General features: G+C 72.9%; 21 protein-coding genes. 11 read left to right on the forward strand and 10 right to left on the reverse strand.

Annotated features, from left to right (window positions below; genetic code table 11):
* Positions 1–60: 60 nt before the first annotated feature.
* Together PZ894_RS00760 and PZ894_RS00765 are read right to left on the reverse strand one after the other, a co-directional pair.
* Entirely contained in the window at positions 61–1,920 is a 1,860-nt protein-coding gene (locus tag PZ894_RS00760) for an AMP-binding protein (RefSeq protein WP_275741468.1), read from the reverse strand.
* Positions 1,921–2,041: 121 nt separating this feature from the next.
* Positions 2,042–3,025 (reverse strand): aminoglycoside phosphotransferase family protein, encoded by a 984-nt coding sequence (locus tag PZ894_RS00765; protein ID WP_275741470.1) that lies wholly within the window; start codon positions 3,023–3,025, stop codon positions 2,042–2,044.
* 1 nt (position 3,026) lies between these two features.
* On the opposite strand from PZ894_RS00765, the gene PZ894_RS00770 reads away from it, so the two are divergent.
* Both PZ894_RS00770 and PZ894_RS00775 read left to right on the forward strand, forming a co-directional pair.
* On the forward strand, positions 3,027–3,479 hold the full coding sequence (locus PZ894_RS00770; RefSeq protein ID WP_275741472.1) for a hypothetical protein: 453 nt from the start codon (positions 3,027–3,029) through the stop codon (positions 3,477–3,479).
* Complete coding sequence (locus tag PZ894_RS00775; protein WP_275741474.1) at positions 3,476–3,787, forward strand: transcriptional regulator; 312 nt, start codon at positions 3,476–3,478, stop codon at positions 3,785–3,787. Before PZ894_RS00770 ends, PZ894_RS00775 begins: the two co-directional genes overlap by 4 nt.
* Positions 3,788–3,793: 6 nt before the next feature.
* On the opposite strand, the gene lepA is transcribed toward PZ894_RS00775, so the two are convergent.
* A complete protein-coding gene (lepA, locus tag PZ894_RS00780) occupies positions 3,794–5,665 on the reverse strand; it encodes a translation elongation factor 4 (RefSeq protein WP_275741476.1) in 1,872 nt (623 codons plus the stop codon).
* Between the two features lie 94 nt (positions 5,666–5,759).
* On the opposite strand from lepA, the gene PZ894_RS00785 reads away from it, so the two are divergent.
* Positions 5,760–6,749 carry a hypothetical protein gene (locus PZ894_RS00785; RefSeq protein WP_275741478.1) on the forward strand — a complete coding sequence of 330 codons (990 nt, stop codon included), beginning with the start codon at positions 5,760–5,762 and terminating at the stop codon, positions 6,747–6,749.
* An 87-nt stretch (positions 6,750–6,836) separates the two neighbouring features.
* Positions 6,837–7,097: a 30S ribosomal protein S20 gene (gene rpsT / locus PZ894_RS00790; RefSeq protein WP_275741480.1), complete on the forward strand. Its 261-nt coding sequence runs from the start codon at positions 6,837–6,839 to the stop codon at positions 7,095–7,097.
* An 87-nt stretch (positions 7,098–7,184) separates the two neighbouring features.
* Here rpsT and holA read toward each other — a convergent pair whose 3' ends face one another.
* From holA to PZ894_RS00810, 4 genes are all read right to left on the reverse strand, one after another.
* Positions 7,185–8,177 carry a DNA polymerase III subunit delta gene (gene holA / locus PZ894_RS00795; RefSeq protein ID WP_275741482.1) on the reverse strand — a complete coding sequence of 331 codons (993 nt, stop codon included), beginning with the start codon at positions 8,175–8,177 and terminating at the stop codon, positions 7,185–7,187.
* 41 nt (positions 8,178–8,218) lie between these two features.
* On the reverse strand, positions 8,219–10,543 hold the full coding sequence (locus tag PZ894_RS00800) for a ComEC/Rec2 family competence protein (protein WP_275741484.1): 2,325 nt from the start codon (positions 10,541–10,543) through the stop codon (positions 8,219–8,221).
* A gap of 1 nt (position 10,544) precedes the next feature.
* Complete coding sequence (locus tag PZ894_RS00805; protein ID WP_275741486.1) at positions 10,545–11,507, reverse strand: helix-hairpin-helix domain-containing protein; 963 nt, start codon at positions 11,505–11,507, stop codon at positions 10,545–10,547.
* A 120-nt stretch (positions 11,508–11,627) separates the two neighbouring features.
* Complete coding sequence (locus tag PZ894_RS00810; RefSeq protein ID WP_275741488.1) at positions 11,628–12,491, reverse strand: DegV family protein; 864 nt, start codon at positions 12,489–12,491, stop codon at positions 11,628–11,630.
* A 76-nt stretch (positions 12,492–12,567) separates the two neighbouring features.
* On the opposite strand from PZ894_RS00810, the gene PZ894_RS00815 reads away from it, so the two are divergent.
* Positions 12,568–14,025 carry an AAA family ATPase gene (locus tag PZ894_RS00815; RefSeq protein ID WP_275741490.1) on the forward strand — a complete coding sequence of 486 codons (1,458 nt, stop codon included), beginning with the start codon at positions 12,568–12,570 and terminating at the stop codon, positions 14,023–14,025.
* 6 nt (positions 14,026–14,031) lie between these two features.
* Here PZ894_RS00815 and leuS read toward each other — a convergent pair whose 3' ends face one another.
* Positions 14,032–16,515, reverse strand: a complete 2,484-nt coding sequence (leuS, locus tag PZ894_RS00820) for a leucine--tRNA ligase (protein WP_275741492.1) — start codon at positions 16,513–16,515, stop codon at positions 14,032–14,034.
* A 172-nt stretch (positions 16,516–16,687) separates the two neighbouring features.
* On the opposite strand from leuS, the gene PZ894_RS00825 reads away from it, so the two are divergent.
* Together PZ894_RS00825 and PZ894_RS00830 are read left to right on the forward strand one after the other, a co-directional pair.
* Complete coding sequence (locus tag PZ894_RS00825) at positions 16,688–17,449, forward strand: 3-oxoacyl-ACP reductase family protein (protein WP_275741494.1); 762 nt, start codon at positions 16,688–16,690, stop codon at positions 17,447–17,449.
* On the forward strand, positions 17,449–18,939 hold the full coding sequence (locus tag PZ894_RS00830; protein WP_275741496.1) for an NAD(P)/FAD-dependent oxidoreductase: 1,491 nt from the start codon (positions 17,449–17,451) through the stop codon (positions 18,937–18,939). The genes PZ894_RS00825 and PZ894_RS00830 overlap by 1 nt, the downstream gene beginning before the upstream one ends.
* Here PZ894_RS00830 and PZ894_RS00835 read toward each other — a convergent pair.
* Positions 18,893–20,266 carry an MFS transporter gene (locus PZ894_RS00835; RefSeq protein ID WP_275741498.1) on the reverse strand — a complete coding sequence of 458 codons (1,374 nt, stop codon included), beginning with the start codon at positions 20,264–20,266 and terminating at the stop codon, positions 18,893–18,895. The two genes, PZ894_RS00830 and PZ894_RS00835, sit on opposite strands and share 47 nt — an antisense overlap.
* A 29-nt stretch (positions 20,267–20,295) precedes the next feature.
* The gene (locus tag PZ894_RS00840) at positions 20,296–20,724 is read right to left on the reverse strand and encodes a VOC family protein (RefSeq protein ID WP_275741500.1); all 429 of its coding nucleotides are present in this window, start codon (positions 20,722–20,724) and stop codon (positions 20,296–20,298) included.
* 132 nt (positions 20,725–20,856) lie between these two features.
* Here PZ894_RS00840 and PZ894_RS00845 point away from each other — a divergent pair, with 132 nt between their 5' ends.
* The 4 genes from PZ894_RS00845 to PZ894_RS00860 are packed head-to-tail and all read left to right on the forward strand — an operon-like array spanning position 20,857 to position 25,609.
* A complete protein-coding gene (locus tag PZ894_RS00845; RefSeq protein WP_275741502.1) occupies positions 20,857–21,306 on the forward strand; it encodes a hypothetical protein in 450 nt (149 codons plus the stop codon).
* A complete protein-coding gene (locus PZ894_RS00850) occupies positions 21,306–22,748 on the forward strand; it encodes an anaerobic C4-dicarboxylate transporter family protein (protein WP_275741504.1) in 1,443 nt (480 codons plus the stop codon). The genes PZ894_RS00845 and PZ894_RS00850 overlap by 1 nt, the downstream gene beginning before the upstream one ends.
* 21 nt (positions 22,749–22,769) lie before the next feature.
* Positions 22,770–24,125 carry a M20/M25/M40 family metallo-hydrolase gene (locus tag PZ894_RS00855; RefSeq protein WP_275741506.1) on the forward strand — a complete coding sequence of 452 codons (1,356 nt, stop codon included), beginning with the start codon at positions 22,770–22,772 and terminating at the stop codon, positions 24,123–24,125.
* Positions 24,122–25,609, forward strand: a complete 1,488-nt coding sequence (locus PZ894_RS00860) for an MFS transporter (protein ID WP_275741509.1) — start codon at positions 24,122–24,124, stop codon at positions 25,607–25,609. The genes PZ894_RS00855 and PZ894_RS00860 overlap by 4 nt, the downstream gene beginning before the upstream one ends.
* The last annotated feature ends 10 nt before the right edge of the window (positions 25,610–25,619 follow it).

The following is a 25,619-nucleotide window of genomic DNA, read 5'->3' on the forward strand; positions in this document are numbered from 1 at the left end:
ACAGCCGAGAAACGCCTGGATACCCGGTGCACCGGGTATCCCGGCAAACGCCGCGCCGACTCAGGCGTAGAACGAGTCGATCAGCGCCCGGTTGCGCTCCTCGACGACGTTGCGCTTGACCTTCATCGACGGGGTGAGCTCACCGGACTCGATCGTGAGGTCGTGGTCGAGGATCTGCCACTTCTTGACGGTCTCCCAGCGGTTGAGCTTGCCGTTGAGCTCCTCGACGTACCCCCCGATCATCTTCTGCACCGCGTCGGACCGCACGATGTCGGTGTAGGTCGCGCCGGTCCTGCCGTTCTCCTCGGCCCAGGCCGCCATCGCGTCGGGGTCGAGGGTGATCAGCGCGGAGACGAAGTTGCGCTCGCTGCCGAAGACCAGGAACTGGCTGACGTAGGGGCAGATCGCCTTGAACTTCGACTCGAGCGCGGGCGGCGCGACGTACTTGCCGCCGGAGGTCTTGAAGAGGTCCTTGATCCGGCCGGTGATCGTGAGGAAGCCGTCGGCGTCGAGGCTGCCCTTGTCGCCGGTGTGCAGCCAGCCGTCGTCGGTCAGCGTCCTCGCGGTCTCCTCGGGGAGGTTGTGGTAGCCGGCCATGATGTGCGGGCCGCGCAGCATCACCTCGTCGTTCTCGCCGATCCTGACCTCGGCGCCCGGCAGCGCGGGACCGACCGTGCCCATCTTGTAGTCGTCGGGGTGGTTGACGGTGGCCCCCGCGGCGTTCTCGGTCATGCCGTAGCCCTCGAGGATGAGGATGCCGGCCGCGTGGAACCACGCGCCGATCTCGGGGTTGAGCGCCGCCGAGCCCGAGATGAAGAAGCGCACCCGGCCGCCGAAGCGCTCGCGCACCTTGCTAAACACCAGCTTGTCGAAGAGGCCGTGCTGGAGGTTGAGCAGGAACGGCACCGACCTGCCCTGCCGCTCGAGCTCGTCGACCTTCAGCCCGACCTCGAAGGCCTTCTTGAAGATCTTCTCCTTCGCGCCGCCCTCGGCCGCCTGCATGGTGACGATGCGGGCGTAGGCCTTCTCGAAGATGCGGGGCGCGGCCCCCATGAACGTCGGCTTCACGACGCCCAGGTTGTCCACGATCCTGTCGACGCGGCCGTCGATCGCGGTCGCGAAGCCGCAGGCGAGCTGCGCGGAGAGCAGCACCTTGCCGAAGGAGTGGGCCATCGGCAGCCACAGGAACTGCAGGTCGTCCTCGTGGAGGATGTCCTGCACCTGGATCGCGGTGCCCTCGTAGACCCACGACCTGTGCAGCAGTCGGACGCCCTTGGGACGACCAGTGGTGCCGGAGGTGTAGATCAGGGTCGCGAGCTGGTCGGGCGCGATCGACTTCGCCGTCTCCTCGACGATGCCGGGGTGCTCCGCGAGGTGGGCGTCGCCCAGCTTCGCGAGGTCGTCGAGGCCGATGACCCAGTCGTTCGCGGGGTCGCCGTCGGTCTTGCCCTCGAACGTGACGACCTTGCCGACGTGCGGCAGCTCGGCCTTGTTGGCCGTGAGCTTGGCGACCTGCTCGTCGTCCTCGGCGAACACGACGCGGCACTCGGCGTCCGCGAGGATGTACGTCGTGTCCTCGGCGTTGGTCGTCGGGTAGACGGTCGTCGTCGCACCGGCGGCGCACATGACCGCCAAGTCGGCGAGGATCCACTCGTAGCGGGTGGCGGAGGCGATGCCGACGCGCTGCTCGGACTCGATGCCGAGCGCGAGCAGGCCGGCGGCGAGCCGCTCGACGATGTCGCCCGCCTGACGCCAGGTGACGGACTCCCAGGTCTCCCCCCGGGGGAAGCGGAAGGCCTCGTGGTCGGCGGACGCGGCGACGCGGTCGAGGAACTGGACCGCGAAGTTCTGGCTTATGTGGTCGATCCAGCCGGGATCGATCGGGGTGTCGCTGGGGGTGGCGCTGGCCTGGGCGGTCATCTCACTCCTGCGGTGCTGCCGAGAACGGGCATTGGAGAAATGGTTGCCGAGTAACCTAGATCACTTTGCAACTCACCGGTAGCAAGAGTGAGTTTCCTCGCCCGACCAGCACGCCGGTCCGTCAGTCCTGCACCGACTTCGCGACGGTCACGCACCTCGTCAGGTACTCGTCGGTCGGCGTGACGCGCCGGGCGTCGGATCGGTCCTGGAGCCGCCACAGGGCGTTGCAGAGCATCCGGAGGACCACGACGTCGCGCGCCCGGCGCTCGTCGAGCCCGGCCACGTCGACCAGCGTGTGGAACCGCAGCCGGAGGCCGTCGCGGACTCCCCGCGGCGCCGACGCGAGCTCGTCCCAGCGGTTCCAGAGCATCGGCGCGACCTCGTAGTGGGGGTCACCGCTCAACGGCTTCGGGTCGATGGCCAGCCACGGCTCCCGATCGCCCGCCAGCACGTTCTCGTAGTGGAGGTCGGTGTGGATCAGCCGGCCGTCGGTGGCGTCGTCGGCGGCGAGGGCGCGGCCGATCGCGACCGCCTGCTCCACCAGCCGCCGCGGCAGCGGCGCGTCCCTCGGCAGCGCTGCGAGCTCCGCCGACCACCGTCGCACGCACGACGACAGCGCCCTCAACTGGGGTGGGGCGGGCACGTGGAGTCGCTCGTACAGACCGGCCACGACCTCGCACGCCTCGACGTCCCACAGCGGGGAGAGGTCCTCGCGGTGCAGCCGCTCGAGCAGCAGGGCGAACCGGCGCGGGTCGGCCCGCAGCAGCTGCACCGCGCCCCGGCCGTGCCAGTGCTGGAGCGCGAGATGCTCGTGCTCGGCCTCCCAGTGCGGCCAGCCGACCTTGAGCACCGCGGGCCGGCCCGACGCCGTGCGCACCGGTACGACGACCGCGCAATGCCCGTGACCCGGATCGCCGTCCACGACCAGCTCCCACTCCGCGATCAGGTCGCGCAGCAGGCCGGGGAGCCGGTCGAGCCAGCCGGCGAAGTCCGGCCCCCGCGCGGCGTACGCCAGGAAGGTCTCGGGGAGCGTGATCGACACGTCCCCATCCCACCAGACCGTCCATCGCTTGCCGATCCGGAAAGTGATGGGATAGCTTTCCATTGTGGAAAGTGAAGACATCCGAAGGACACTGCGCGAGGCGGACCGCGCCGAGGCGGCACCGTGGACGGACTACCCGCCCACCCCGCGGTGGTACCCGGCGGCGGTGGGCGTGTGGGCGGCACTCATCACGCTCGCCTTCACCGAGCTGGACGATCCGGTCCGGCTGCCGGCCGTGCTCGCCCTGGTTGCGGTCGAGCTCGGGTTCCTGCGCTGGTACGTGCGCTACCGCAACGGCGTGATGCCGACCGGCCGGGCGCCGCGCGAGTTCCGCCGCGCGATCCTCGGCTTCGTGGCCGGCGCGGCGATCATCGTCCTCGGCGTGGGCGCCCTCGTGAGCGCTGTCGACGCCTGGGCGGGTGCCGCGTTCGCGCTGGTGGTGGTCCCGGGGGCCATCGCCTGGTACGAGCGGGCGTACGCCGACGCGGCCCGCCGCGCCCGCAAGCGGCTGTCGTGAGCGGCACCTCCGCTCTCGACGGCCTCGACCCGGCCCTGTCCGCCCCCAAGCGGCTGGCCGCGATGGCGCTGCTGAGCCGCGCCTCGGGCGCCGACTTCGCGGTGCTACGCGACCACCTCGGGGTGAGCGAGTCCGACCTCTCCAAGCAGATGTCCGCTCTCGTCGCCGTCGGCTACGTCGCGGTCCGCAAGAGCGGTCGGGGACGGGGCAGCGTCACGACGTACCAGGCGACGCGGGAGGGCAAGAAGGCCTACGCCCGCCACCGGACGGCGCTCGAGGCGATCCTCGAGGGCACGGTCACGACCTGAGGGCCATCACTTCTTGGGCTTCTCGGAGGGCTGCGTGGTGGACAGGGCAGCGACGAAGGCCTCCGGCGGCACCTCGACGGTGCCGATGTTCTTCATCCGCTTCTTGCCGGCCTTCTGCTTCTCGAGCAGCTTCCGCTTGCGGGTGATGTCACCGCCGTAGCACTTGGCGAGCACGTCCTTGCGGATCGCTCGGATGTTCTCCCGGGCGATCACGCGGGCACCGATGGCGGCCTGGATCGGCACCTCGAACTGCTGCCGCGGGATCAGCTCCTTGAGCTTGCCGGCCATCATCACGCCGTACGAGTAGGCGGCCTCGCGGTGCACGATGGCCGAGAACGCATCGACGGGCTCGCCCTGGAGGAGGACGTCGACCTTGACCAGGTCGGCCGCCTGCTCGCCCGAGCGCTCGTAGTCGAGCGAGGCGTAGCCCTTGGTGCGCGACTTCAGCTGGTCGAAGAAGTCGAAGACGATCTCGCCCATCGGCAGCGTGTAGCGCATCTCGACCCGGTCCTCGGACAGGTAGTCCATGCCCTGGAGCGAGCCCCGCTTGGCCTGGCAGAGCTCCATGATCGTGCCGATGAAGTCGCTCGGACTCAGGATCGTCGCCTTGACGACGGGCTCGCGGACCTCGGCAATCTTGCCGTCGGGGAACTCGCTCGGGTTGGTCACCTCGACCTCGGAGCCGTCCTCCATCAGCACGCTGTAGACGACGTTCGGCGCCGTCGAGATCAGGTCGAGGCCGAACTCGCGCTCGAGGCGGTCACGGGTGATCTCCATGTGCAGCAGCCCGAGGAAGCCGCAGCGGAAGCCGAAGCCCAGCGCGCCCGAGGTCTCCGGCTCGTAGGTGAGCGCGGCGTCGTTGAGCTGGAGCTTCTCCAGCGCCTCCCGCAGGTCGCCGAACTGGTCGCCGTCGATCGGGTAGAGGCCGGCATAGACCATCGGGTTCGGGTGCTTGTAGCCACCGAGGGCCTCGGTCGCGCCGTGGTGCTGGGTGGTGACGGTGTCACCGACCCGGGACTGGCGGACGTCCTTCACACCGGTGATCAGGTAGCCGACCTCGCCGACGCCGACCTCGCCCGCCTTGACCTGCTCGGGGCTGATCACGCCGAGCTCGAGCAGCTCGTGGGTGGCGCCGGTCGACATCATCTTGATGCGGTCGCGGTGGGTGAGCGTGCCGTCGATCACCCGGACGTAGGTGACCACGCCGCGGTAGGTGTCGTAGACGGAGTCGAAGATCAGCGCGCGGGCCGGCCGGTCGGCCGCACCGACCGGCGCCGGGGTCTGCTTGACGATCTCATTGAGCAGCGCCTCGACGCCGAGGCCGGTCTTCGCGCTGACCTGGAGCACCTCGCTCGGGTCGCAGCCGACCAGGCCGGCCAGCTCCGCGGCGTACTTCTCGGGGTTGGCGCTCGGCAGGTCGATCTTGTTGAGCACCGGGATGATGTGCAGGTCAGCGCCCATGGCGAGGTAGAGGTTGGCGAGCGTCTGCGCCTCGATGCCCTGGGCGGCGTCGACGAGCAGGATCGCGGCCTCGCAGGCCTCGAGGGAGCGGGACACCTCGTAGGTGAAGTCGACGTGGCCGGGGGTGTCGATCATGTTGAGCACGTACGTGCCGGGCTCGGCGTCCTGCTCGTTGCCGGCCGGGACCGTCCACGGCATCCGGACCGCCTGGCTCTTGATCGTGATGCCGCGCTCGCGCTCGATGTCCATCCGGTCGAGGTACTGCGCCCGGGCGCTGCGCTCGTCGACCACGCCGGTCAGCTGCAGCATGCGGTCGGCCAGCGTCGACTTGCCGTGGTCGATGTGCGCGATGATGCAGAAGTTGCGGATGACGGCCGGGTCGGTGTGGCCCGGCTGGGGCGCGCGTGGGTCAGACATGGCGCTCCATTGTCACCCGCGCGGGGTTGCCGTGACCAATCGGTTGCCGGCGTCCCGATCGGTGGTCGCTGCGGGCGTGCGCGAGGATGACGGGATGACCACCGCGCGCCACCCCACGACCATCCCGCACGGGCGCACGGCCCGGCGGCTGGAGTGGCCGCACCTGCCGCCGCACGTCCGAGCGCTCGTCGAGAGACAGTGCGGGTCCCCGGTGGCCGAGGCGGTGTCGCAGGACGCCGGCTTCACGCCCGGCTTCGCCTCGGTGCTGACCTGCGACGACGGCAGCCGACACTTCGTCAAGGCCGCGTCGACGCGGGCCCAGCGCATGTTCGCGGAGGCCTACCGCGAGGAGGCCCGCAAGCTCGTCGCGCTGCCGGAGGGCGCGCCGGCGCCGCGACTGAGGTGGCTCCACGACGCCGACGACTGGGTGGTGCTCGGCATCGAGCACGTCGACGCGCACCAGCCCTCCCGACCGTGGGGTCAGGCCGACCTCGACGCCTGCCTGGCGATGACGGACCGGATGGCCGAGGTGCTCACGCCGGCGCCGGCCGGGCTCGACGCGTCGACCTTCGTGGCCGACTTCGTCGACTGGCCGGCGTACTGGGACGAACTGCGGGAGGCCCCTCCCGACCTTCGGGGTCTTCGCGAGCACCTCGACGGGGCCGCGGCGCTCGCCGGGCGGTACGCCGAGGTCGCCGACGGCGACACGCTCGTGCACACCGACATCCGCGACGACAACCTGATGCTGGCCGCCGACGGCCGCGTGCTGCTGTGCGACTGGAACTGGCCGGTCGTCGGCGCCGCCTGGCTGGACACCCTCTTCCTGATGATCGGTCCGCGCGGCGACGGCCTCGACGTCGAGAAGGCGCTTGCCGCACACCCCCTGACCCGGGACGTGCCGGCCGAGGCGGTCGACGCCGTGCTCGCCCTCGTCACCGGCTACTTCCTCCGGTCCGCGGCCCAGCCGGTGCCGTCGTCCTCGCCGTACATCCGCGACGCCCAGCGCTGGCAGGGCGAGGTGTGCTGGCGCTGGCTGTCCGAGCGGCGGGGCTGGGATTTGGGGGCCTCATCGGGCCGCTGCTAGCCTTGACCGTCGCGTGTCCGGCGGGATGCCCGCTGACCGCGCCCCAGACGAACCGACCGATCGCACCCCATCACGAAGGCGTACCAAGTGGCGAACATCAAGTCCCAGATCAAGCGGAACAAGCAGAACGAGAAGCGGCACGAGCGCAATAAGGCCGTCAAGACCAGCCTGAAGACCGCCGTCCGCAAGTTCCGCGAGGCCGCCGAGGCCGGAGACAAGGACACCGCGGTCAAGCTCGGTCAGGACGCCGCCCGCAAGCTCGACAAGGCCGCCTCCAAGGGCGTCATCCACAAGAACCAGGCCGCGAACCGCAAGTCCGCGATCGCCAAGAAGGCCGCCTCCCTCTGATCCACGCTGACCCGCCCGAAACTTTCGGGCGGCTGGATCGGTCGTCACGCTGACCCGCCCGAAAGTTTCGGGCGGGTCAGCGTCATTTCAGCGAGGATCGCGGAGGCCGGTGACGGTGAGGACCAGGCGCTCGAGGGTGTACGACGAGTCGCTGGCGGCGCCCTTGATGTCGGCGTCGGCCTGGGCGATCGCCCGGATCGCGCGGGCGATGCCGCCGTCGGACCAGCCCCGGGACTGGTCGCGGATCGTGCGCAGCTTCCACGGCGGGACGCCGACCTCGCGGGCCAGGTCGGCGTCGCGCATGCCGCGCGGTGCGGCTTTGTAGCGGGCCACTCCGCGCGCTCCCCCGGCGAACGCCGAGGTCACCAGCACCGGCGCGGTCCCGCCGTCGAGCGCCCAGCGCAACTCCTCCAGGGCCACCGTGCGCCGACCCCAGAACGCCGCGTCGGCGACCGCGAAGGACTTGGCCTCGGCGCGTCCGCCGAAGTAGCGCTTCACCACGTCGACCGAGAGCGTCTGGCCGTGGAAGTCGCTCGCGAGCTGGTCGGCCGCCGCCGCGAGGGAGCGCAGGTCCTGGCCGACCGCCTGGACCAGCAGGTCGGCGGCCTCCTGCTCGAGCGTGGCGCCGTGACCGCGGATCTCGTTGGCCACGAACGAGGGGTACTCCGACGGTCGCAGCTCGGCCACCTTCACCTCGACGACCGGGTCGAGCCTGCGCAGCTTGGTGAGCACGCCCGAGCCCTTGGCGCCACCGCCGTGCACCAGCACCAGCGCGACGTCGTCGACCGGTGCCGCGGCGTACCCGAGCAGGCCCGCGACCGACTCCTCGGGCAGGTCCTCCAGCGCCCGCACGACGACACATCGGGTCGAGGAGAAGAGCGACGGCGCCGCGAGCTCCCCCAGCGTCGCCATGGTCAGGTCCGACCCGCGGGTCTCTGCCAGCTCGGCGTCGGCGTCGTGCAGCCGCACGGCGTCGCGCACCGTCGTGACCGTGCGCTCTCGCAGGAACTCCTCCTTGCCGGTCACCAGGGTGACGCGGCCGAGGACGTCCGCCGCGCGGGGCTTCGAGGAACCTGCCATGGTGCGGACAGCCTGCCACAGGCAGGGGACACTCCAGGCGGCTACCCGGCGGAGGTGACCGTGGCCAGGTCGCTGCCGTCGGTGACCACGGCGACGTCGCCGTCGCGATCGGTGCGGAGCACCCGGGTGCCGGCCGCCGCGAGGGGCTCGAGGGCGGCGGGAGCGGGATGGCCGTAGACGTTGTCGGCTCCGACGGAGACCAGCGCCACCCGGGCTCCGAGGGAGAGCAGCCACGGCTCGTCCTGGTAGCGGCTGCCGTGGTGCGGCACCTTGAGGACGTCGATGCGCAGGTCGGGCAGTGCGCGGGCCAGCCGCGCCTGGCCCTCCGGCTCGACGTCGCCGGTGAGGAGCATCCGCACCCCGCGGACCTCCGCGAGCAGCACCACGCTCGCGTCGTTCGCCGTGCTGCCGTCACCCGGTCCGACCGAGGGCGCGTCCGCCGGCGGCCACAGAACCTGGAGCGTCGCGTCGCCGACGGTCGTGGTGGCGCCGTGGCGCACCGGCTGCGGCACCAGGCTCGCCTCGCTCGCGACGGCCGCCACCTCCCGCACGCCCTCCGGCGGGTCGAGCAGCCGGGTCGTGACGATCGCCGCGACCGGTCGCCCGTCGACCACCCCCGAGAGCCCGTCGACGTGGTCGGCGTGGAAGTGCGTGAGCACCACCAGCGGCACGGCCTCGACGCCGAGGCGGTCCAGGCAGTGGTCGGCGGCAACCGGGTCGGGGCCGGCGTCGACCACGACGGCGGCGCCGGCTCCCGCGTTGACGACCAGCGCGTCGCCCTGGCCGACGTCGCAGGCGACCAGCACCCAACCGGGCGGCGGCCAGCCCGGCGTCGGGGGTCGGACGGCGACGACGAGAGCCAGCAGCAGGCAGCACCCCATGCCGGTGGCCGGATGCCGGAGCAGCACCGGCCCGACGACCGCGACCAGGACGACGAGCGCCGTGAGCGCCGCCAGTGCGAGGGGGCCGCTCCCCCACTCCAGCGCCGCCGCCGGCAACGCCGCCGCGTGCGTGGCCACCAGCACGATCCAGGAGACGCACCAGCCGGCGAGGGTGCCCAGCAACCGACCGCCGGCGGGCCAGGCCAGGCCGACGAGCCCGCCGCCGAGGCCGAGCACGGTCGCCGGACCGACCGCCGGCGCCACCAGGAGGTTGGCGGCGACCGCCACCAGGCTGACCTGGCCGGACAACCCGGCCACCACCGGCGTGCAGGCCAGCTGCGCCGCCGCCGGCACCGACACGGCCTCGGCCACCCAGCGAGGGGTCCAGCGAGCCAGCGCGTCGCGCCAGACCGGCGCCAGCAGCACGATGCCGGCGGTGGCGAGCACCGACAGCGCGAAGCCCGGCTGCACGGCCAGCCCGGGCTGCACGAGCAGCAGCACCACCACGGCGACGCCCAGCGCCCGGGCGCCGCGTCGTCGACCGTCGGTCCCCATCGCGAACAACGCCACGGTGCCCATCACGGCGGCCCGGAGCACGCTCGGCTCGGTGCGGGCGAGCAGCACGAAGCCGACGATCCCGACCGCACCGACTGCGAGGAGCCCCCGCCCCCGGACACCCGCCCAGCGTGCCAGCACCAGCAGGAACCCGACCACCAGCGTCAGGTTGGTGCCCGAGACCGCCAGCAGATGGGTCAGGCCCGCGGTCCGGAAGTCGGCCGCGAGCCCCTCGTCCAACCCGGCGTCGTCGCCGTCGACCAGTGCCGGCACCAGGTCCCGCTCGTCGGCGGGCCGGTGCGCGACGGAGGCGCGGATCGACCGCCGGACCGCGGCGGCGCCGCGCCACCAGACGTCGGGCGGGGCCACGACGTCGGGCGGACCCCGCGCCGCCAGGACTCCGGCCAGGTCGTGGTCGTCGGCCGGCCCGAGTCGGCCGGAGACCCGCACCCGTGCCCCGAGCGGGACGTCGAGCCAGTCGGTGTCGCCGATCACGAGGACCGGCGTGGCGACGGCGTACGACGAGCCGCGACCGGTCACCTCGCGGACCTCCACCCTGGTGAGCACCGCCTCGCCGTAGCGACCGGCGACCGGACGCGGGTCCGACACCAGCGTGCCGACGATCCCGACCGCTGCGCGGTCGGCGGCGAGCGCATGGACCGGGCCGAGCGCGACCTGGTCGAGCCGCAGCAGCGTCACGGTCCCCGTCGCGAGGAGCACGAGCAGCGCACCCCCGGCCGTGCGGGCGACGGAGCGGCCGCCCCGTCGGCGCAGCACCGCCCAGCCGAGCAGGGTGACCGAGATGGTGGCCGGGAGCAGCCACCACCCCGTCCACCGGGAGAGACCCGCGCCGGCCCATGCCGCGGCGGCCAGGGCCAGCATCCGCAGGTCGGGTCCGGCGGGCCGGGCGTCGTCGGCATCGCCGCCCACCTCACACCGTCACGTGCGGGGCCAGCTGGGCGAGGGTCGCGTCACCGATGCCGTCCACCTCGAGCAGCTCGTCGACCGCCGTGAACCCGCCGTGCTCGCTGCGCCACGACAAGATCGCCTCCGCGGTCACCGGCCCGACCTCGGGGAGCGACTCCAACTCGGCCTGGGTAGCCGTGTTGAGGTCGACCAGGACGCCACCGGGACCCCCGGACGGTGGAGCCACCACCGGCGCGCTCGTCGGCCGACCCACCACGACCTGCTCGCCGTCGACCAGCACCCGCGCCAGGTTGAGGGAGGACAGGTCGACGCCCGACCGCGCGCCTCCGGCGGCCTCGACTGCGTCGACCACCCGCGCACCGGCGTCGAGCACGACGATCCCCCGCTTGCGGACCTTGCCGGTGACGTCGACGGTGACGCTCGCCGCCCCGTCCGCGACCCCGTCACCGGCCGCGTCACCGGCCCCGTCACCGGTCCCGCCCGCGCCCGCGGAGGCGCCGGCGGCCACCGGGGCGTCGGGTGACGAGGAGGCGGCGGTCGCGTCGGCGAGCGGTGCCGCCGACGACGAGAGGGGACCCGGCGCCTCCAGCCGCTCCGGGTCGCCGCGGACCACCCACCATGCCGTGACCGCGAGGCCGATGGCGACGAGCAGGGCGATCACGAGCAGCTGCGACGGCCCGAGGGAGATCCGGCCCCGCAGCGCCTCCGGCGCGAGGCGGGGGCTCTCCCGTCGGCGCCGCGCGGCGTGACGTCCCGGCACCGGGACCAGCGGCGCAGGCGGCGGCTCGGGAGCCGGCTCGGGAGTCGGGTCGGGCACCGCCCGCAGTGGGCGGATGCGCGTGTGCCCCTCGAGCCAGGGGTCGTCCTCCGCCGGTGGCGGCGCCGGACGGGCGGCGGCGAGCTCGGCGGTCAGCAGCTCCAGCCGCCGCGAGGCGGCCTGGTCGGCGCGGGGTCGCAGTGAGGCCATGGCGCGACGCTAGGCAGCGGTGCCGACCACCGGCGCCGCCGTCGGGCACCGCTGTGGAAGACCCTGTCGCAGCCGTGCCTGTGCACGATTCCCGGGCTCACCGCCGGCCCGGATCCGGCCTCAGCCACCCGGGCAGCGGGGCGCGACGCAGACGGCGATCATCCCCGGACCGACGTGCGCGCCGAGCACGGCACCGAGCTCGCCGCACCAGACCTCGCGTCCCTCGAGGTTCGCCGCGAGTCGGTCGCCGAGGCGCTCGGTGAGCTGGCCGGCCCGTTCCGGGTTGGCGAGGTGCGCGACGCAGACGTCCACCGCCTCGTCCCGCGCCCGCTGCACGGCCAGCTCCTCGAGCCGGCCGAGGGCGCGGGCCGACGTACGGACCCGCTCGAGCGAGCCGACCCTGCCGTCCTCGATGTGCAGCAGCGGCTTGACCGCCAGCGCGCCTCCGAGCAGCGCCGCGGCGGCGCCGATCCGCCCGCCGCGGCGCAGGTACTCCAGCGTGTCGACGTAGAAGAGCGACGACGACGCGGCCGCACGCGCGCGCGCCGCCGCAGCGGCGTCGTCCGCGCCGCCACCACCGTCGACCGCGTCGGCCGCCGCCAGCGCGGCGAAGCCGGTGGCGAAGCCGACCTGCCGCGTGTCGACCGGTACGACGCGCACGGACGCGTCGCGCGCGGCGAGCTGCGCCGACTCGAAGGTGCCGCTCATGTCGCCGGAGAGGTGGACCGACACGATCTCGGTCGCCCCATCGCGGGCCGCCCGCTCGTAGACGTCGAGCAGCGCGGCCGGTCCGGGTCGCGACGTGCTGACCGGCTTCCAGTCCTTCAGGGCGGCCGCCACCAGCTCCGGTGTGGCACCGCCCGGACCCTCGTCGAGGGCCTCCGCGCCGATCACCACCTGCAGCGGCACGACGACGATGCCCCGCTCGACCGCCACGTCCTCCGGGAGGCTGGCGGTCGAGTCGGTGACGATCGTGACCGGCATGCGGGAGAGAGTAGTGCCCTCCCGAATTCACCGGCCGGGGCGTGACGGGGGCGACCAGCGAAGCTAGGTTCCCCGCATGTCCCCCTCGAGAGTCGTCTTCTCCGCATCGACGCCGCTCGACCCGCCGTCCGACGACGGCCCGCTGCGCTGGTCCGACGTCCGGGGATACGGGCGGCGGCTCGTGCGGCGCTTCGTGGCCCAGGCGCGCGCCGCGGAGCAGCCCACCTTCCGCACGATGATCGGCAGCCATTTCGGCATCGCGGTCGACGACCTCGCGGTGAGCGCCGAGACCTGGCCGGCGTACGAGCACGTCAACGTGCAGGCCGCGCTCGACGTGTGGCTGGCCCGTCCCGCGACGACCCACGAGGTCCTGGGGCTCGCCGACTACCGGCACCGCGGGTCCTTCGGGCTCGCGGACCTGCTCGGACAGGACGACCCGCGCGTCTTCCACGGACCTCGACCGGGCAACGTGACGCGGACCAGCCTGCCGATCGGACCCGACGGGGCGACCCGGGAGTGCCTGCGCGCGGCCGTGCTGCTGGTGAGCGACGGCGACGACCGGCTCGCGATCCTCTTCCGCGGTCCCGACCCCGAGAGCGACCTCGGCGGCGTGGCCGTCGAGGTGGTCGCAACGCGGGACGGGCTCGCGGGCGCCGTCACGGCGCGCCTGCGCGAGCTCGCGCTCGAGCTCAACGTCCACCGCGGCCAGGTGGTCTCCTTCGGGCACAGCATGTTCGGCGAGCGCGCCTCGCTCCTCCGCTTCCACCCGCGCCGGCCGATGGCGGCGGGCGATCTCATCCTGCCCGAGGCCACGTTCGCCGACATCCGACGGCAGGTGGTCGGCGTGGCACGGTCCAGCGAGCGGCTCCGGGCCGCGGGGCAGCACCTCAAGCGCGGGCTGCTCTACGGTCCGCCCGGCGTCGGCAAGACCCACACCGTGCGCTACCTCGTGGGCGAGCTCGGCGAGACCACGATCATCGAGCTGACCGGCGAGACCCTCGGTGCGATCCGGGAGGCGTGCTCCATCGCGCGCAGCCTGCAGCCGGCGATGATCGTCGTCGAGGACGTGGACCTGATCGCCCAGGAGCGCGACCGGTACGGCGGGGAGACCCCGCTGCTCTTCACCCTGCTCAACGAGATGGACGGGCTGGCCGAGGACGCCGACGTGGTGTTCCTGCTGACGACCAACCGGGCCGACCTGCTCGAGCCCGCGCTCGCCGCGCGCCCGGGCCGCGTCGACCAGGCGGTGTACGTCGACCTGCCGAGCCGCGACGACCGGCGCCGCCTCGTCGAGCTGTACGTCGGCGGGCTGGACGTCGACCTCAGCCGCATCGACGACGTCCTGGATCGCACCGACGGGGTGACGGCCTCCTTCCTCAAGGAGCTGCTGCGGCGCGCGGCCGTCATCGCCGCCGAGCGGCAGCCGGATGCCGAGCTCGTCGTCAGCGCCGACGACGTGGACGCCTCGCTCGCGGAGCTCCTCGACACCCGCAACCAGATGACGCGGTCGGTGCTGGGCTACCGGTCGGAGTGACCGGAGTCAGACCACCACGTTGACCAGCTTCGGTGCGCGCACGATCACCTTGCGCACCGGGCGCCCGTCGATCGCCTTCACCACGGCCGGGTCGACCAGCGCCAGCTGCTCCAGGTCGGCCTCGGAGACGTCCGGGGCGACCTCCAGCCGGGCCCTGACCTTGCCCTGGATCTGGACGACGGCGGTGACCGACTCCTCGACCAGCAGGGCGGGGTCGACGGCCGGCCAGCCGGCGCGCGCGACCGTCGGCCGGTGGCCCAGCCGCTCCCACATCTCCTCGGCGGTGAACGGCGCGACCAGCGACAGCATGATCGCCACGGCCTCGGCGGCCTCGCGCACCGCGGGGTCCGCGGGGCCGCAGCCGGAGTCGATGGCCTTGCGGGTGGCGTTCACCAGTTCCATGACCCGGGCGACCATGACGTTGAACCGGTAGGACTCGACCAGCTCGGCCGCGTCGTGGACGGCGTGTGCCGTCGCCCGGCGCAGGGCGACGTCACCGCCCTCGGGCGCGGTGCCGGGCTCCGAGGTGACGTCGCCCGACAGCCGCCACGCGCGCTGCAGGAAGCGCAACGAGCCGGCCGGCGACATGTCGGCCCAGTCGATGTCGTCCTCCGGCGGGCCGGCGAAGACCAGCGTCAGGCGTACGGCGTCGACCCCGTAGGCCGCTAGTTGCTCCCCCAGACTGACGCCGTTGCCCAGCGACTTGCTCATCTTGCGGCCCTGGTTGATGACGATGCCCTGGTTGAGCTGCGACGCGAACGGCTCACCGACGTCCAGCATCCCCATGTCCCGCAGCACCTTGGTGAAGAAGCGCGCGTACAGCAGGTGCAGCACGGCGTGCTCGACGCCGCCGACGTAGATGTCGGCCGGCATCCAGGCCTTCGCCTTCTCGACGTCGAAGGGCCCGTCGGTGTAGTTCGGCGAGCAGTAGCGCAGGAAGTACCACGACGAGTCGACGAAGGTGTCCATCGTGTCGCTGTCGCGCTTCGCGGGCCCGCCGCACGTGGGGCACTCGACGTCGACCCACTCCGACGCCGCGGCCAGCGGCGAGACACCCTTCGGCTTCAGGTCGGCGCCCCGCAGCTCGGGCAGCTCCAGCGGCAGCTGTTCGTACGGCACGGCGACCTCGCCGTCCTTCTCGCAGTGGATGATCGGGATCGGCACGCCCCAGTAGCGCTGGCGGCTCAGCAGCCAGTCGCGCAGCCGGAAGTTGACCGCGCCCTGGCCGCTCCCCTGCTGCTCCAGGAAGTCGATCGTGGCGCGCTTCGCGTCGGCGACCGCCAGCCCGTTGATGTCCAGGGGCGCATCGACGCCGGGCGCCGGGGAGTTGATGGCCGGCCCCTCGCCGTTGTAGGCCTCGCCGTCGTACCCCTCGGGCGTCTGGGTGGTCCGGACGATCTCCAGACCCATCACCGTGGCGAACTCCCAGTCGCGCTGGTCGCCGCCGGGCACGCCCATGACCGCGCCGGTGCCGTAGTCGGCCAGCACGTAGTCGGTCGCCCAGACCGGGATCTGCGCGCCGGTGACCGGGTTGGTCGCCGTGACCCCCAGGTCGACGCCGGTCTTGGGCCGATCGGTGGAGAGCCGCTCGATCTCGGTCTCCTTGCGGATCTCCTCGCGGTAGGCCTCGAAGGCGGCGCGCTGACCGTCGGTCACCAGCTCCGCGGCCAGCGCGGAGTCGACGGCGACGACCATGAACGTCGTGCCGAAGATCGTGTCCGGGCGCGTGGTGTAGACGGTGATCGGCTCGTCGCGGCCCGAGACGGCGAAGTCGACGTGCGCCCCCTCGGAGCGGCCGATCCAGTTGCGCTGCGCCGTGACCACCCGCGCCGGCCAGGTCGGCTCCAGCCGGTCCAGCTCGCTCAGCAGCTCCTCGGCGTACTCGGTGATCTTGAAGTACCACTGCGTCAGCTCGCGCTTGGTGACCTCGGCGCCGCAGCGCTCGCAGCGGCCGTCGACGACCTGCTCGTTGGCCAGCACCGTCTGGTCGTTGGGACACCAGTTGACCGGCGACGACTTGCGGTAGGCCAGCCCGCGCTCGCGGAACTTCAGGAACAGCCACTGGGTCCAGCGGTAGTACTCGGGGTCGGAGGTGTGCAGCCGGCGCGACCAGTCGAAGGAGATGCCGTAGCGCTTGAACGACTCGTACTGCGTCTCGATGTTCGCGTAGGTGTACGTCGCGGGGTGCTCGTCGTTGCGGATCGCGGCGTTCTCGGCGGGCAGGCCGAAGGAGTCCCAGCCCATGGGGTTCAGGACCTCGTAGCCGCGCTGCCACCAGTAGCGCGCGATCACGTCGTGGAGCGCCGTCACCTCGGCGTGGCCCATGTGCAGGTCGCCGCTGGGGTAGGGGAACATCGTCAGCGCGTACTTCTTCTCCCGCGCCGAGTCGTCGTCGGCGCGGAAGGGCTGCAGCTCGTCCCAGACGGGCAGCCACTTCTCCTGGACCGCCTCGACGTCGTAGGACTCGGGCTGGGTCTCCTGCTCGCTCATCTCTTCTCTCTCACGCTCGGTCGGACTCTGCTGATCCCGGGCACAAAAAAGCCCCTCGGGCACGAGGGGCAGCCGCGTCGATGGGTGCGCGTCGACGCGGCTAGGTAAGGAGCAGGGTCCTCCACATGGGCTCAGGATACCTCTGCGTCGTCGGCTGGCTACAGTCGCCGCCATGACCGTCAACGACCTCTTCCGACTGGACGGCAGGGTGGCGATCGTCACCGGTGCCTCGAGCGGCCTCGGCGTCGCGTTCGCGCGGGGACTCGCCGAGGCCGGCGCCGACCTGGTGCTCGGCGCCCGCCGCGTCGACCGCCTCGCGGACACGGCGAGGCTCGTCGAGGCCGCCGGCCGGCGCGCCCTCACCGTCGAGACCGACGTGACCGACCCGGAGTCGTGCACGAACCTCGTCGCGCTCGCGATGGAGGAGCTCGGCCGGGTCGACGTCCTGGTCAACAACGCCGGAGTCGGTACGGCGGTGCCGGCGACCCGCGAGACGCCCGAGGAGTTCCGGGGCGTGATCGACGTGAACCTCAACGGCTGCTTCTGGATGGCGCAGGCCTGCGGCCGGGTGATGCAGCCGGGCTCGAGCATCGTCAACATCAGCTCGGTGCTGGGTCTCACGACCGCGGGGCTCCCCCAGGCGGCGTACGCCTCCTCGAAGGCCGGCCTGATCGGCCTCACGCGCGACCTGGCGCAGCAGTGGACCGGCCGCAAGGGCATCCGGGTCAACGCGATCGCGCCGGGCTTCTTCGCCTCCGAGATGACCGACCAGTACCCGCCCGGCTACCTCGACTCCCAGCAGCAGCGCATCCCCGCCGGCCGCAAGGGCGACCCCGCGGAACTGGCCGCGGCCGTGGTCTTCCTGGCCTCCGACGCGGGCGGCTACGTCACCGGTCAGACGATCGCGGTCGACGGCGGGATGACGATCGCCTGATGGCGGGCCCGCGGGTGGTCGTGGTCGGCGCGGGCTTCGGCGGTCTCGGCGTCGCGCACGCGTTGCGCGAGGCCGGGATCGGCGACGTGACCGTCCTGGAGCGGGCGGACGACGTCGGCGGGGTGTGGCGCGAGAACACCTACCCCGGCGCCGCCTGCGACGTCCCGTCGCCGCTCTACTCGTGGTCGTGGGCGACCAACCCGACCTGGTCGCGCCGGTACTCGCCGCAGCCCGAGATCCTCGACTACATCCACCGGGTCGCCGGCGAGGGCGGTCTGCTCGACCTGGTGCGCACGGGCACCACGGTCACCGGGCTCGAGTACGCCGACGACCGGTGGCGGGTGTCGACCGACCGCGGTGACCTCGACGCCGACCTGGTCGTGGTCGCGACGGGGCAGCTGTCCAACCCGGTCGTGCCGCGGATCCCCGGCGCGGAGACCTTCGCCGGGCCGGCCTTCCACTCGGCCCGCTGGCGCCACGACCTCGACCTCGAGGGCAAGCGGGTCGCCGTGGTCGGCACCGGCGCGAGCGCGATCCAGTTCGTGCCCGGGATCGTGGACCGCGTCGGGTCGATGGCGGTGTTCCAGCGGTCCGCGCCGTACGTCGTGCCGAAGCCGGACCGCGCGTTCACCGCCACCCACCACCGGCTCTTCCGGTCCTACCCGGGGATCCCCGCCGGCGAGCGGCGGTTCTGGTTCTGGTTCACCGAGGGGTTCAACGGCGCGCTCGTGGGCTCCTCCCCCGCCGCGCGTCCGCTGATGGCCTACGCCCGGGCCCGGTGGTGGCTCCAGCTGCACCGCCAGGTCCGCGACGCCGGGCTCCGGCGCCGGCTGGTGCCCGATCACCCGATCGGCTGCAAGCGGATCCTCTTCTCCAACGACTGGTACCCCGCACTCGCGCGCGACCACGTCGACGTGGTCACCGCCGAGATCTCGCGGATCGAGCCCCACGGCGTGCGGACCGCCGACGGCCGCCTCCACCAGGCGGACGTGCTGATCTGGGGCACCGGCTTCGCGGCCACGGACTTCCTCGGCGGCCTCGACGTGCGCGGCGCCGAGGGCGTCTCGCTCGCGGACGTGTGGGCCGACGGGGCGCGGGCGCACCTCGGCATGACCGTGCCGGGCTTCCCGAACCTGTTCCGCGTCTACGGCCCCAACACCAACCTCGGCGGCAGCTCGATCATCGGCATGCTGGAGGCCCAGGCGACGTGGATCGCGCAGGTCGCCCGCCGGGTCCGCGACGGCCGGGCCCACCGGGTCGCGGTGCGCCGCGACGTCTGGGACGCGTACGACGCGGAGATGCGCACACGGCTCGCCGCGACCGTCTGGTCGGGCTGCGACAGCTGGTACCGCGACGGGCAGCGGATCACCACCAACTGGCCCGGCCTGGTCGCCGAGTACCGGGACCGCACCGCCACGGTCGACTGGTCGGAGCTCGAGGAGCTCAGCGAGACGGCTCCCAGGAGCGGACGGCCACCCACCGGACCGTGACCGCCGCGGCGGCGAGGTAGAGCACCACGGAGCAGGCCGCCATCGCGTGCAGGCCGCTCAGGAAGCGGGCGGCGTGCGTCGGTGCTCCCGCCACGGCTCCGTAGACCGCGATGCCGATCGCGCCGGCGGCCTGGCGGGCCGTGTTGTTGGCGCCGGAGGCGAGCCCGCTCCGCTCCGGAGGCACGGCGCGCAGGGCCGCCGTCACGATCGCCGGCGTGAGCACGCCGAGCCCGATCCCCCAGAGCAGCAGCGCCGGGAGCAGCACGACGTACGGCGTCGAGGCGTCGGCCGGCAGGAGCAGCGCGAAGCCCCCGGCCGCGACGCCCAGCCCGACCGCAGCGGGGACCCGCGGCCCCACCCGCCCGACGACCCGGCCCACCCCGGCGGCCATCAGCGTGAGCGGCAGGAAGAGCGGCAGCAGCGCGACGCCGGCGGCCAGCGCGGAGCGGTGCTGGACGGTCTGGAGGTAGAGCGTCACCAGGAAGAGCATCCCGAGCGTGGCCAGGTTCATCGTCCCGGCGACCCCGTTCGCGGCCACGAACGCACGCTCGCGCAGCAGGGCCGGCGGCAGCATCGGGTCGGGCGACCGGCGCTCGACGGCCAGCAGCGCGCACGTCGCCCCGATCGCGACGACGCCGCCGAGCGCGGCGGTCGCCGCACGACCGCCGCCGGCCGCGACGACCGCCAGCACCGCGCCGGCGAGGGCCACGGCTCCGGCCACCGCCCCGGGGACGTCGACCCGGCGCCCGGTGTCGCGCCGTCCCGGCGGCACCGCGACCGTCACGGCCGCTGCGGCGGCCACCACGATCGGGACGTTCACGAGGAAGACCAGTCGCCACGAGGCGGCCTGCACCAGGACCCCGCCGAGCAGCGGACCTGCCGGCAGTGCGGCGCTGCCGACGGCCGCCCAGATGCCCACCGCGCGGGCCTGCTCCGCCTTCCCGGGGATCGCGTCACCCAGCAGGGCGAGGGTCCCGGGGAGGAGCAGCGCCGCGCCGATCCCCTGGGCCACGCGGCCACCGACGAGCACCGCGGTCGAGGGCGCCAGGCCGCACCCGAGCGAGGCGAGGCCGAACGTCGCGAGCCCGACCAGCACGATCCGTCGGTGACCCACGACGTCGCCCGCCGTGCCGGCCGCGAGCAGCAGCGCGGCCAGCGCGACGGCGTACCCGTCCACGACCCACTGCAGCCCGGCGACGCCGGCGCCGAGGTCGTGCCCGATCGACGGGAGCGCGACATTGACGACGGTGACGTCGAGCAGGACCACGAAGTAGCCCGAGCAGAGGGCCGGCAGCACCAGCCGGGTGGCAGGAGGTCGCGGGGCCATGCCGCCCACCGTGCCACCTGCCGGGGACGTCAGGCGGGGCCGCCCCCGGCGACGTTGACCATCCAGCCCACGCCGTACCTGTCCGTGAGGTCGCCGAACGAATCGCCCCACGGCGCCTTCTCGAGCGGCACGTGGACGGTGCCGCCGTCGGCGAGCGCGTCGAACCAGCGCCGCAAGGTGGCCTCGTCGTCGCCGCTCAGCGAGATGCGGCCGTTCGAGAAGTCGCCCTCCATGTGGGCCGGGACGTCGGAGCCCATCAGCTGCACGGAGTCGGAGACGCCCAGGGACGAGTGCATCACGTTGTCGGCCTCGGACGCGGTGATGCCCATCTGCTCGAAGCCGCCCATGTCGCCGTACGTCGTCACGTCGAGCTGCCCGCCGAGGACGGACTGGTAGAAGGTCATCGCCTCGCGCGCCTGGCCGCGGAAGCTCAGGTAGGGATTCAGCTGGGTGCTCATGTCGCTCTCCTCCATCGGGGTCGGTGCAGGTCTCGACCGCCGATCGGCTCCGAACTCATCGCCGTCGGCCGGGACGAGCCCACCCGTTCCGGGGTGGTGCCGACCACCCCCACCCGTGGCTACCTTCCGCTCATGACCAGGCGGCGTACGCCGACGTCCGGGCGCTCGGGGACTCGAGGGGTGGCGGCCACCCTCGCCCTCGGCACGGTGCTGCTCTGCGGGTGCGGCGAGGCCCGCGTCGACGCCGCGGACGACCTGTGCGTGCAGTACGACCAGCTCGTCGAGAAGGCCGACTCGCTCCAGGAGATCGATCCCGACACGGCCACGGTCGGCGAGGTCCGCGACCAGGTCGAGGAGGTCCAGGACCAGCTCGACGCGCTGCAGGCGGTCGCGGAGGGTCAGCTGGACACGCTGATCTCGACGCTCCGGACCGCGGTCGGAGACCTGGTGGCCGCTGCCAGCGACGCCGGCCAGGAGGCGCTCGACGTGGCCCGGCCGCTGATCGAGGACACCGTCGACGACGTGAGGGAGGCGTGGGCGACGCTCGAGCAGGCCGCCGACGTCAAGTGCGGGGAGGCGTGATGAGTGCAGATGACGTGAAGTTCGTGGTCGAGGCGGTCGTCGTCCTCGGCTGCATCGTGATGGGCACCCGCGCCGGTGGTGTCGGCGTCGGACTCTGGGGTGGTCTCGGCACCGCCGTCCTCGTCTTCGGGTTCGGGGAGGCCCCGGGCGAGCCGCCGGCCGCCGCGATGGCGATCATCCTGGCCGTCGTCACGGCGGCGGCGATGATGCAGGCCGCCGGGGGCATCGACTGGATGGTCGCGATGGCCGCCCGGGTGATCGAGAAGCGGCCTCACCAGATCACGCTGATCGCGCCGCTGACCGCGTTCGTCTTCTCGATCGGCGCCGGGACGAGCAACATCATCTACCCGTTGCTCCCGGTCATCTACGACGTCTCCTACCGCAACCACATCCGGCCCGCGCGGCCGCTGACGGTCACCGTCGTGCAGTCCGGCATGGCGCTCGCCGCGTCGCCGGTCTCGGCGGCGATGGCCGCGATGCTCACGCTGACCGACGTCACGCCGTACGACCTCGGCCTGACGGAGATCCTCGCGATCACGCTGCCGGCCTGCGTCGTCGGCATCGTCGTCACCTCGCTCGTGGTGAACCGGATGTGGAAGGACCTCGACGACGACCCCGAGGTCCAGGCGAGGATCGCCGCCGGAGAGCTCGCGGCGCCCGGCGTGACGTTCGCCGCCGCACCCGCCCCGGTCCCCGCGGGCGCGGCGGCGGACACACCGTCGCCGCCCAGCGGGTCGGCCGGCGCCGGCGCTGACGTGACCGCCTCGGCCGGTCTCACCTACACCGCCGCGGGACGCAACTCCGCCCTGGCGTTCTTCGCCGGCGTCGTGATGATCGTGATCCTCGGGCTCTTCCCCGACCTGCGGCCGGCGTTCGAGGTCGAGGGCGAGGGCAGCGTGTCGATCGACATGACCACGACGATCGTGATGGTCATGTTCGCCGTGGGCGTCGCCATCCTCTTCCTCGGCCGGCCGAACGTCGCCGAGGTGCCCGACCAGTCGGTGTTCAAGGCCGGCATGATCTCCGCGATCGCGCTCTTCGGGATCGCATGGCTGACCGCGACGTTCATCTCGGCCCACCAGGAGCAGATCATCGACACCATCGGGAGCTGGGTCACCGACGTGAAGGTGCTCTTCGCCCTGGCCGTCTTCCTCGTCGCGGCGCTGACGACGAGCCAGTCCACCGCGACCCGGACCATCGTGCCGATCGGACTGGCCGCCGGGCTGTCGCCCGGACTCGTCACCGGCATGTGGGCCGGCGCCCTCAGCGGCGTCTACACGCTGCCCGCCAACGGCACGCAGATCGCGGCCGCCAACTTCGACCTCAGCGGGACCACGAAGCTCGGCAACAAGCTGCTCGACCACAGCTTCTTCGTCCCGATGCTGATCATGACCGTCGTGACCGTCGCCGTCGGCGCCGTGATCGGCTCGGTCTTCTTCTAGCCGGTCTGCCAGGGAGGACACATGGAGCTCCAGGACATCGAGAAGAAGGCGGCGGCGATGATGCCGTCGCTGATCGACCAGCTCGAGCGGCTGGTCGCCGTGCCGTCGGTGGCGTTCCCCGGCTATCCCGCCGAGCCCGTGCACGAGATGGCGCGGACCACCCTCGACCTCTTCCGCGAGGCCGGCTTCCGCGACGCGCGGCTGATGGAGGTCCCGTCCGGCTACCCCCCGATCTACGCCGAGCACCCCGGACCCGAGGGGTCTCCGGTCGTCATGCTCTACGCGCACTACGACGTGCAGCCGGCACCCGCGGACCAGGGATGGACGTCGGACCCGTGGACGGCCACCCGCAAGGACGACGGCCGGGTCTACGGTCGCGGCGCCGCGGACGACAAGGGCGGCCTGGTCGCGCACCTCGGCACGATGCGCGTCTTCGACGGCTGGCCCCCGTGCACCGTCAAGCTGATCCTCGAGGGGATGGAGGAGACCGAGAGCAACCTCGAGGCGTTCGTCGAGGCACATCCGGAGCTCTTCCAGTGCGACGTCTTCATCGTCTGCGACATGGGCAACCTCGCCGTCGGCGAGCCCGTGCTCACCACGGCGCTGCGCGGCGACGTCGCGTGCGTGGTCACCGTCCGCACGCTCCAGCACCCCCTGCACTCGGGAGTCTTCGGCGGTCCCGCGCCCGACGCGATGATGGCGCTCGCCCGCCTGCTGGCCACGCTGCACGACGACGCCGGCAACGTGGCCGTCGCCGGCGTCTCGAGCGGCGAGTGGACCGGCGCGGACCTGAGCGCCGCGGACTTCGAGGCGAGCGCCGACCTCGTCGAGGGGGTCCGCCTCTCGGGCACGGGCAGCATCGGCACGCAGCTGTGGTCGCGGCCGTCGGTCTCGGCGATCGGCGTCGACATGACGAACATCGCCGGGTCGTCCAACGTCCTCGTGCCGGAGGCGCGGGCCAAGCTCTCGATGCGGATCGTCCCGGGCTCCGACCCGGTCCGCGAGCTCGACGCGCTGGTCGCGCACCTCGAGTCGCACGCGCCGTACGGCGCCCAGGTGGAGGTGCAGCGCACCAAGCAGGCGCCACCCTTCCGGTGCGCCACCGACGGCCCCGGGTACGACGCGGCCCGGACCGCCCTCGCCGAGGCGTACGGCAAGCCGGCGGCCGAGGCCGGGTCGGGCGGTTCGATCCCGCTGCTGCGCACCCTCCAGCAGGCGTGCCCCGGCGCGGAGTTCATCCTGTGGGGTCCCGAGGACGTGGCGAAGTCCCGGATCCACGCGTCCGACGAGAGCGTGGACCCAAGCGAGATCGAGAAGATGGTCGTCGCCCAGTCGCGGCTGCTGGTCCACCTCGCCGCGAGCGCGGACGCTCGATGACCGGCGGGCGCCGGAGCGGCGTACTCCTCGCGACCTGCATCTCCACGCTGGTCGTCAACGCGAACACCTCCGCGGTCGCCATCCTGCTGCCGGCGATCAGCGACGACACCGGCATGTCGGTCAACACCCTGCAGTGGGCGGTCACGGGCTACTCGCTGGTGGGCGCGGCGGTGATCATCACCTCGGGCTCGCTCGGCGACGTCTTCGGTCGCAAGAGGGTCTTCCAGGCCGGCCTGCTGCTCTTCGTCGCCTCCTGCGTCCTCATCGCGCTCGCCGGATCGGGCGAGATGGTCATCGCCGGCCGGATGGTCCAGGGCGCGTCGGGGGCCACGATCCTGGCGTGCGGCATGAGCCTGCTCACGGTCGCCTACAGCGGCCAGGAGCAGGTGCGCGCGGTCACGCTGTGGGGTGCCGCGGCAGCGGTCGGCGCCGCGGCCGGACCGCTCGTCGGCGGCGTGCTGGTCGACACGACCGGATGGCAGGGTCTCTTCTGGATCGACGCCGCGATCGCCGCGGCCTGCATGGTGCTCACGTTCGCGACCGTCGGCGAGTCCCGGGACGCGGACCGGCCACGATCCGTGGACTACGTCGGCACCGTGCTGGTGGCCCTCACCCTCGGCCCGCTGATCCTCGCGCTCAGCAAGGGCAGCGACTGGGGCTGGGTCTCGGTCGCCACGATCGGGTGCGTGGTCGTGGCGCTCGCCGCGGGCTTCGGCTTCGTCCGGGTGGAGCGCCGCGTGGCTCTCCCCCTCCTCGACCTCGCCCTGCTGCGCAACCGGGTGCTCGTGGGCTCGACGATCGCGATCCTCATCGGCGCGGGCACGATCAACGCGCTCATGTACGTCCTCAGCCTCTACTTCCAGGACCCGACCACCTTGGACTTCAGCCCGCTCGAGGCGGGCGTCGCGACGCTGCCGGCCACCGTCGGCCTGGTGATCTCGGCGCCGCTGGTGCCACGTCTCGCCGCGAGGATCGGTGGCCGCGAGGTCGTCGGCATCGGCTTCCTGCTGACGGCGGTCGGGTTCGCCTGGATCGGGCTCGTGGACTCGTCGTGGCAGTACGCCGCCTTCTTCATCCCCCTCGTCGCAGCCGCCGTCGGCATGGGTCTCTCCAACGGTCCCGCGTCGGCTGCGGCGACCGCGGCCGTCCCCGCCAACCAGGTCGGCGAGGCGTCGGGCGTGTCCAACATGGCGCGGTACGTCGGCGCGGCGGTCGCGACGGCGCTGGCCGCGACCCTCTACAGCACGGTGACGGCCGACCGCGTCGCCGACGGGGAGGACACCGCGGCCGCGCTCGCGGCGGGACTCGGCACGACCGCCTGGGTGATGGCGGCACTCAGCCTCGCCGGCGTGGTGATGGCCGTCGTCATGGGCCGGCACCGCACCCCGCGCGGCACGCTCGCCGACTCGGCCGCGGCCGCCGCGTCGAGCAGCCACACGCTCCCGACGTCCGCCACGGCCGCGCCCGAGCTCGCCGACAGGTGACGTCGAGACC

Origin of the sequence: Nocardioides sp. YIM 152315, assembly GCF_029210375.1 — a bacterium.
In the GTDB taxonomy this organism is placed as follows: Bacteria; Actinomycetota; Actinomycetes; order Propionibacteriales; family Nocardioidaceae; genus Nocardioides.

What these genes read in the sequence shown, in the direction of transcription:
- PZ894_RS00815 (WP_275741490.1), top strand. Translation starts at nt 12,568, where the DNA reads ATGTCCCCCTCGAGAGTCGTCTTCTCCGCATCGACGCCGCTCGACCCG.
- holA (WP_275741482.1), bottom strand. Translation starts at nt 8,177, where the DNA reads ATGGCAGGTTCCTCGAAGCCCCGCGCGGCGGACGTCCTCGGCCGCGTC.
- PZ894_RS00845 (WP_275741502.1), top strand. Translation starts at nt 20,857, where the DNA reads ATGACCAGGCGGCGTACGCCGACGTCCGGGCGCTCGGGGACTCGAGGG.
- PZ894_RS00805 (WP_275741486.1), bottom strand. Translation starts at nt 11,507, where the DNA reads ATGGCCTCACTGCGACCCCGCGCCGACCAGGCCGCCTCGCGGCGGCTG.
- PZ894_RS00825 (WP_275741494.1), top strand. Translation starts at nt 16,688, where the DNA reads ATGACCGTCAACGACCTCTTCCGACTGGACGGCAGGGTGGCGATCGTC.
- PZ894_RS00835 (WP_275741498.1), bottom strand. Translation starts at nt 20,266, where the DNA reads ATGGCCCCGCGACCTCCTGCCACCCGGCTGGTGCTGCCGGCCCTCTGC.
- PZ894_RS00855 (WP_275741506.1), top strand. Translation starts at nt 22,770, where the DNA reads ATGGAGCTCCAGGACATCGAGAAGAAGGCGGCGGCGATGATGCCGTCG.
- PZ894_RS00860 (WP_275741509.1), top strand. Translation starts at nt 24,122, where the DNA reads ATGACCGGCGGGCGCCGGAGCGGCGTACTCCTCGCGACCTGCATCTCC.
- PZ894_RS00830 (WP_275741496.1), top strand. Translation starts at nt 17,449, where the DNA reads ATGGCGGGCCCGCGGGTGGTCGTGGTCGGCGCGGGCTTCGGCGGTCTC.
- PZ894_RS00765 (WP_275741470.1), bottom strand. Translation starts at nt 3,025, where the DNA reads ATGGAAAGCTATCCCATCACTTTCCGGATCGGCAAGCGATGGACGGTC.
- PZ894_RS00840 (WP_275741500.1), bottom strand. Translation starts at nt 20,724, where the DNA reads ATGAGCACCCAGCTGAATCCCTACCTGAGCTTCCGCGGCCAGGCGCGC.
- PZ894_RS00850 (WP_275741504.1), top strand. Translation starts at nt 21,306, where the DNA reads ATGAGTGCAGATGACGTGAAGTTCGTGGTCGAGGCGGTCGTCGTCCTC.
- leuS (WP_275741492.1), bottom strand. Translation starts at nt 16,515, where the DNA reads ATGAGCGAGCAGGAGACCCAGCCCGAGTCCTACGACGTCGAGGCGGTC.
- PZ894_RS00760 (WP_275741468.1), bottom strand. Translation starts at nt 1,920, where the DNA reads ATGACCGCCCAGGCCAGCGCCACCCCCAGCGACACCCCGATCGATCCC.
- PZ894_RS00785 (WP_275741478.1), top strand. Translation starts at nt 5,760, where the DNA reads ATGACCACCGCGCGCCACCCCACGACCATCCCGCACGGGCGCACGGCC.
- PZ894_RS00810 (WP_275741488.1), bottom strand. Translation starts at nt 12,491, where the DNA reads ATGCCGGTCACGATCGTCACCGACTCGACCGCCAGCCTCCCGGAGGAC.
- lepA (WP_275741476.1), bottom strand. Translation starts at nt 5,665, where the DNA reads ATGTCTGACCCACGCGCGCCCCAGCCGGGCCACACCGACCCGGCCGTC.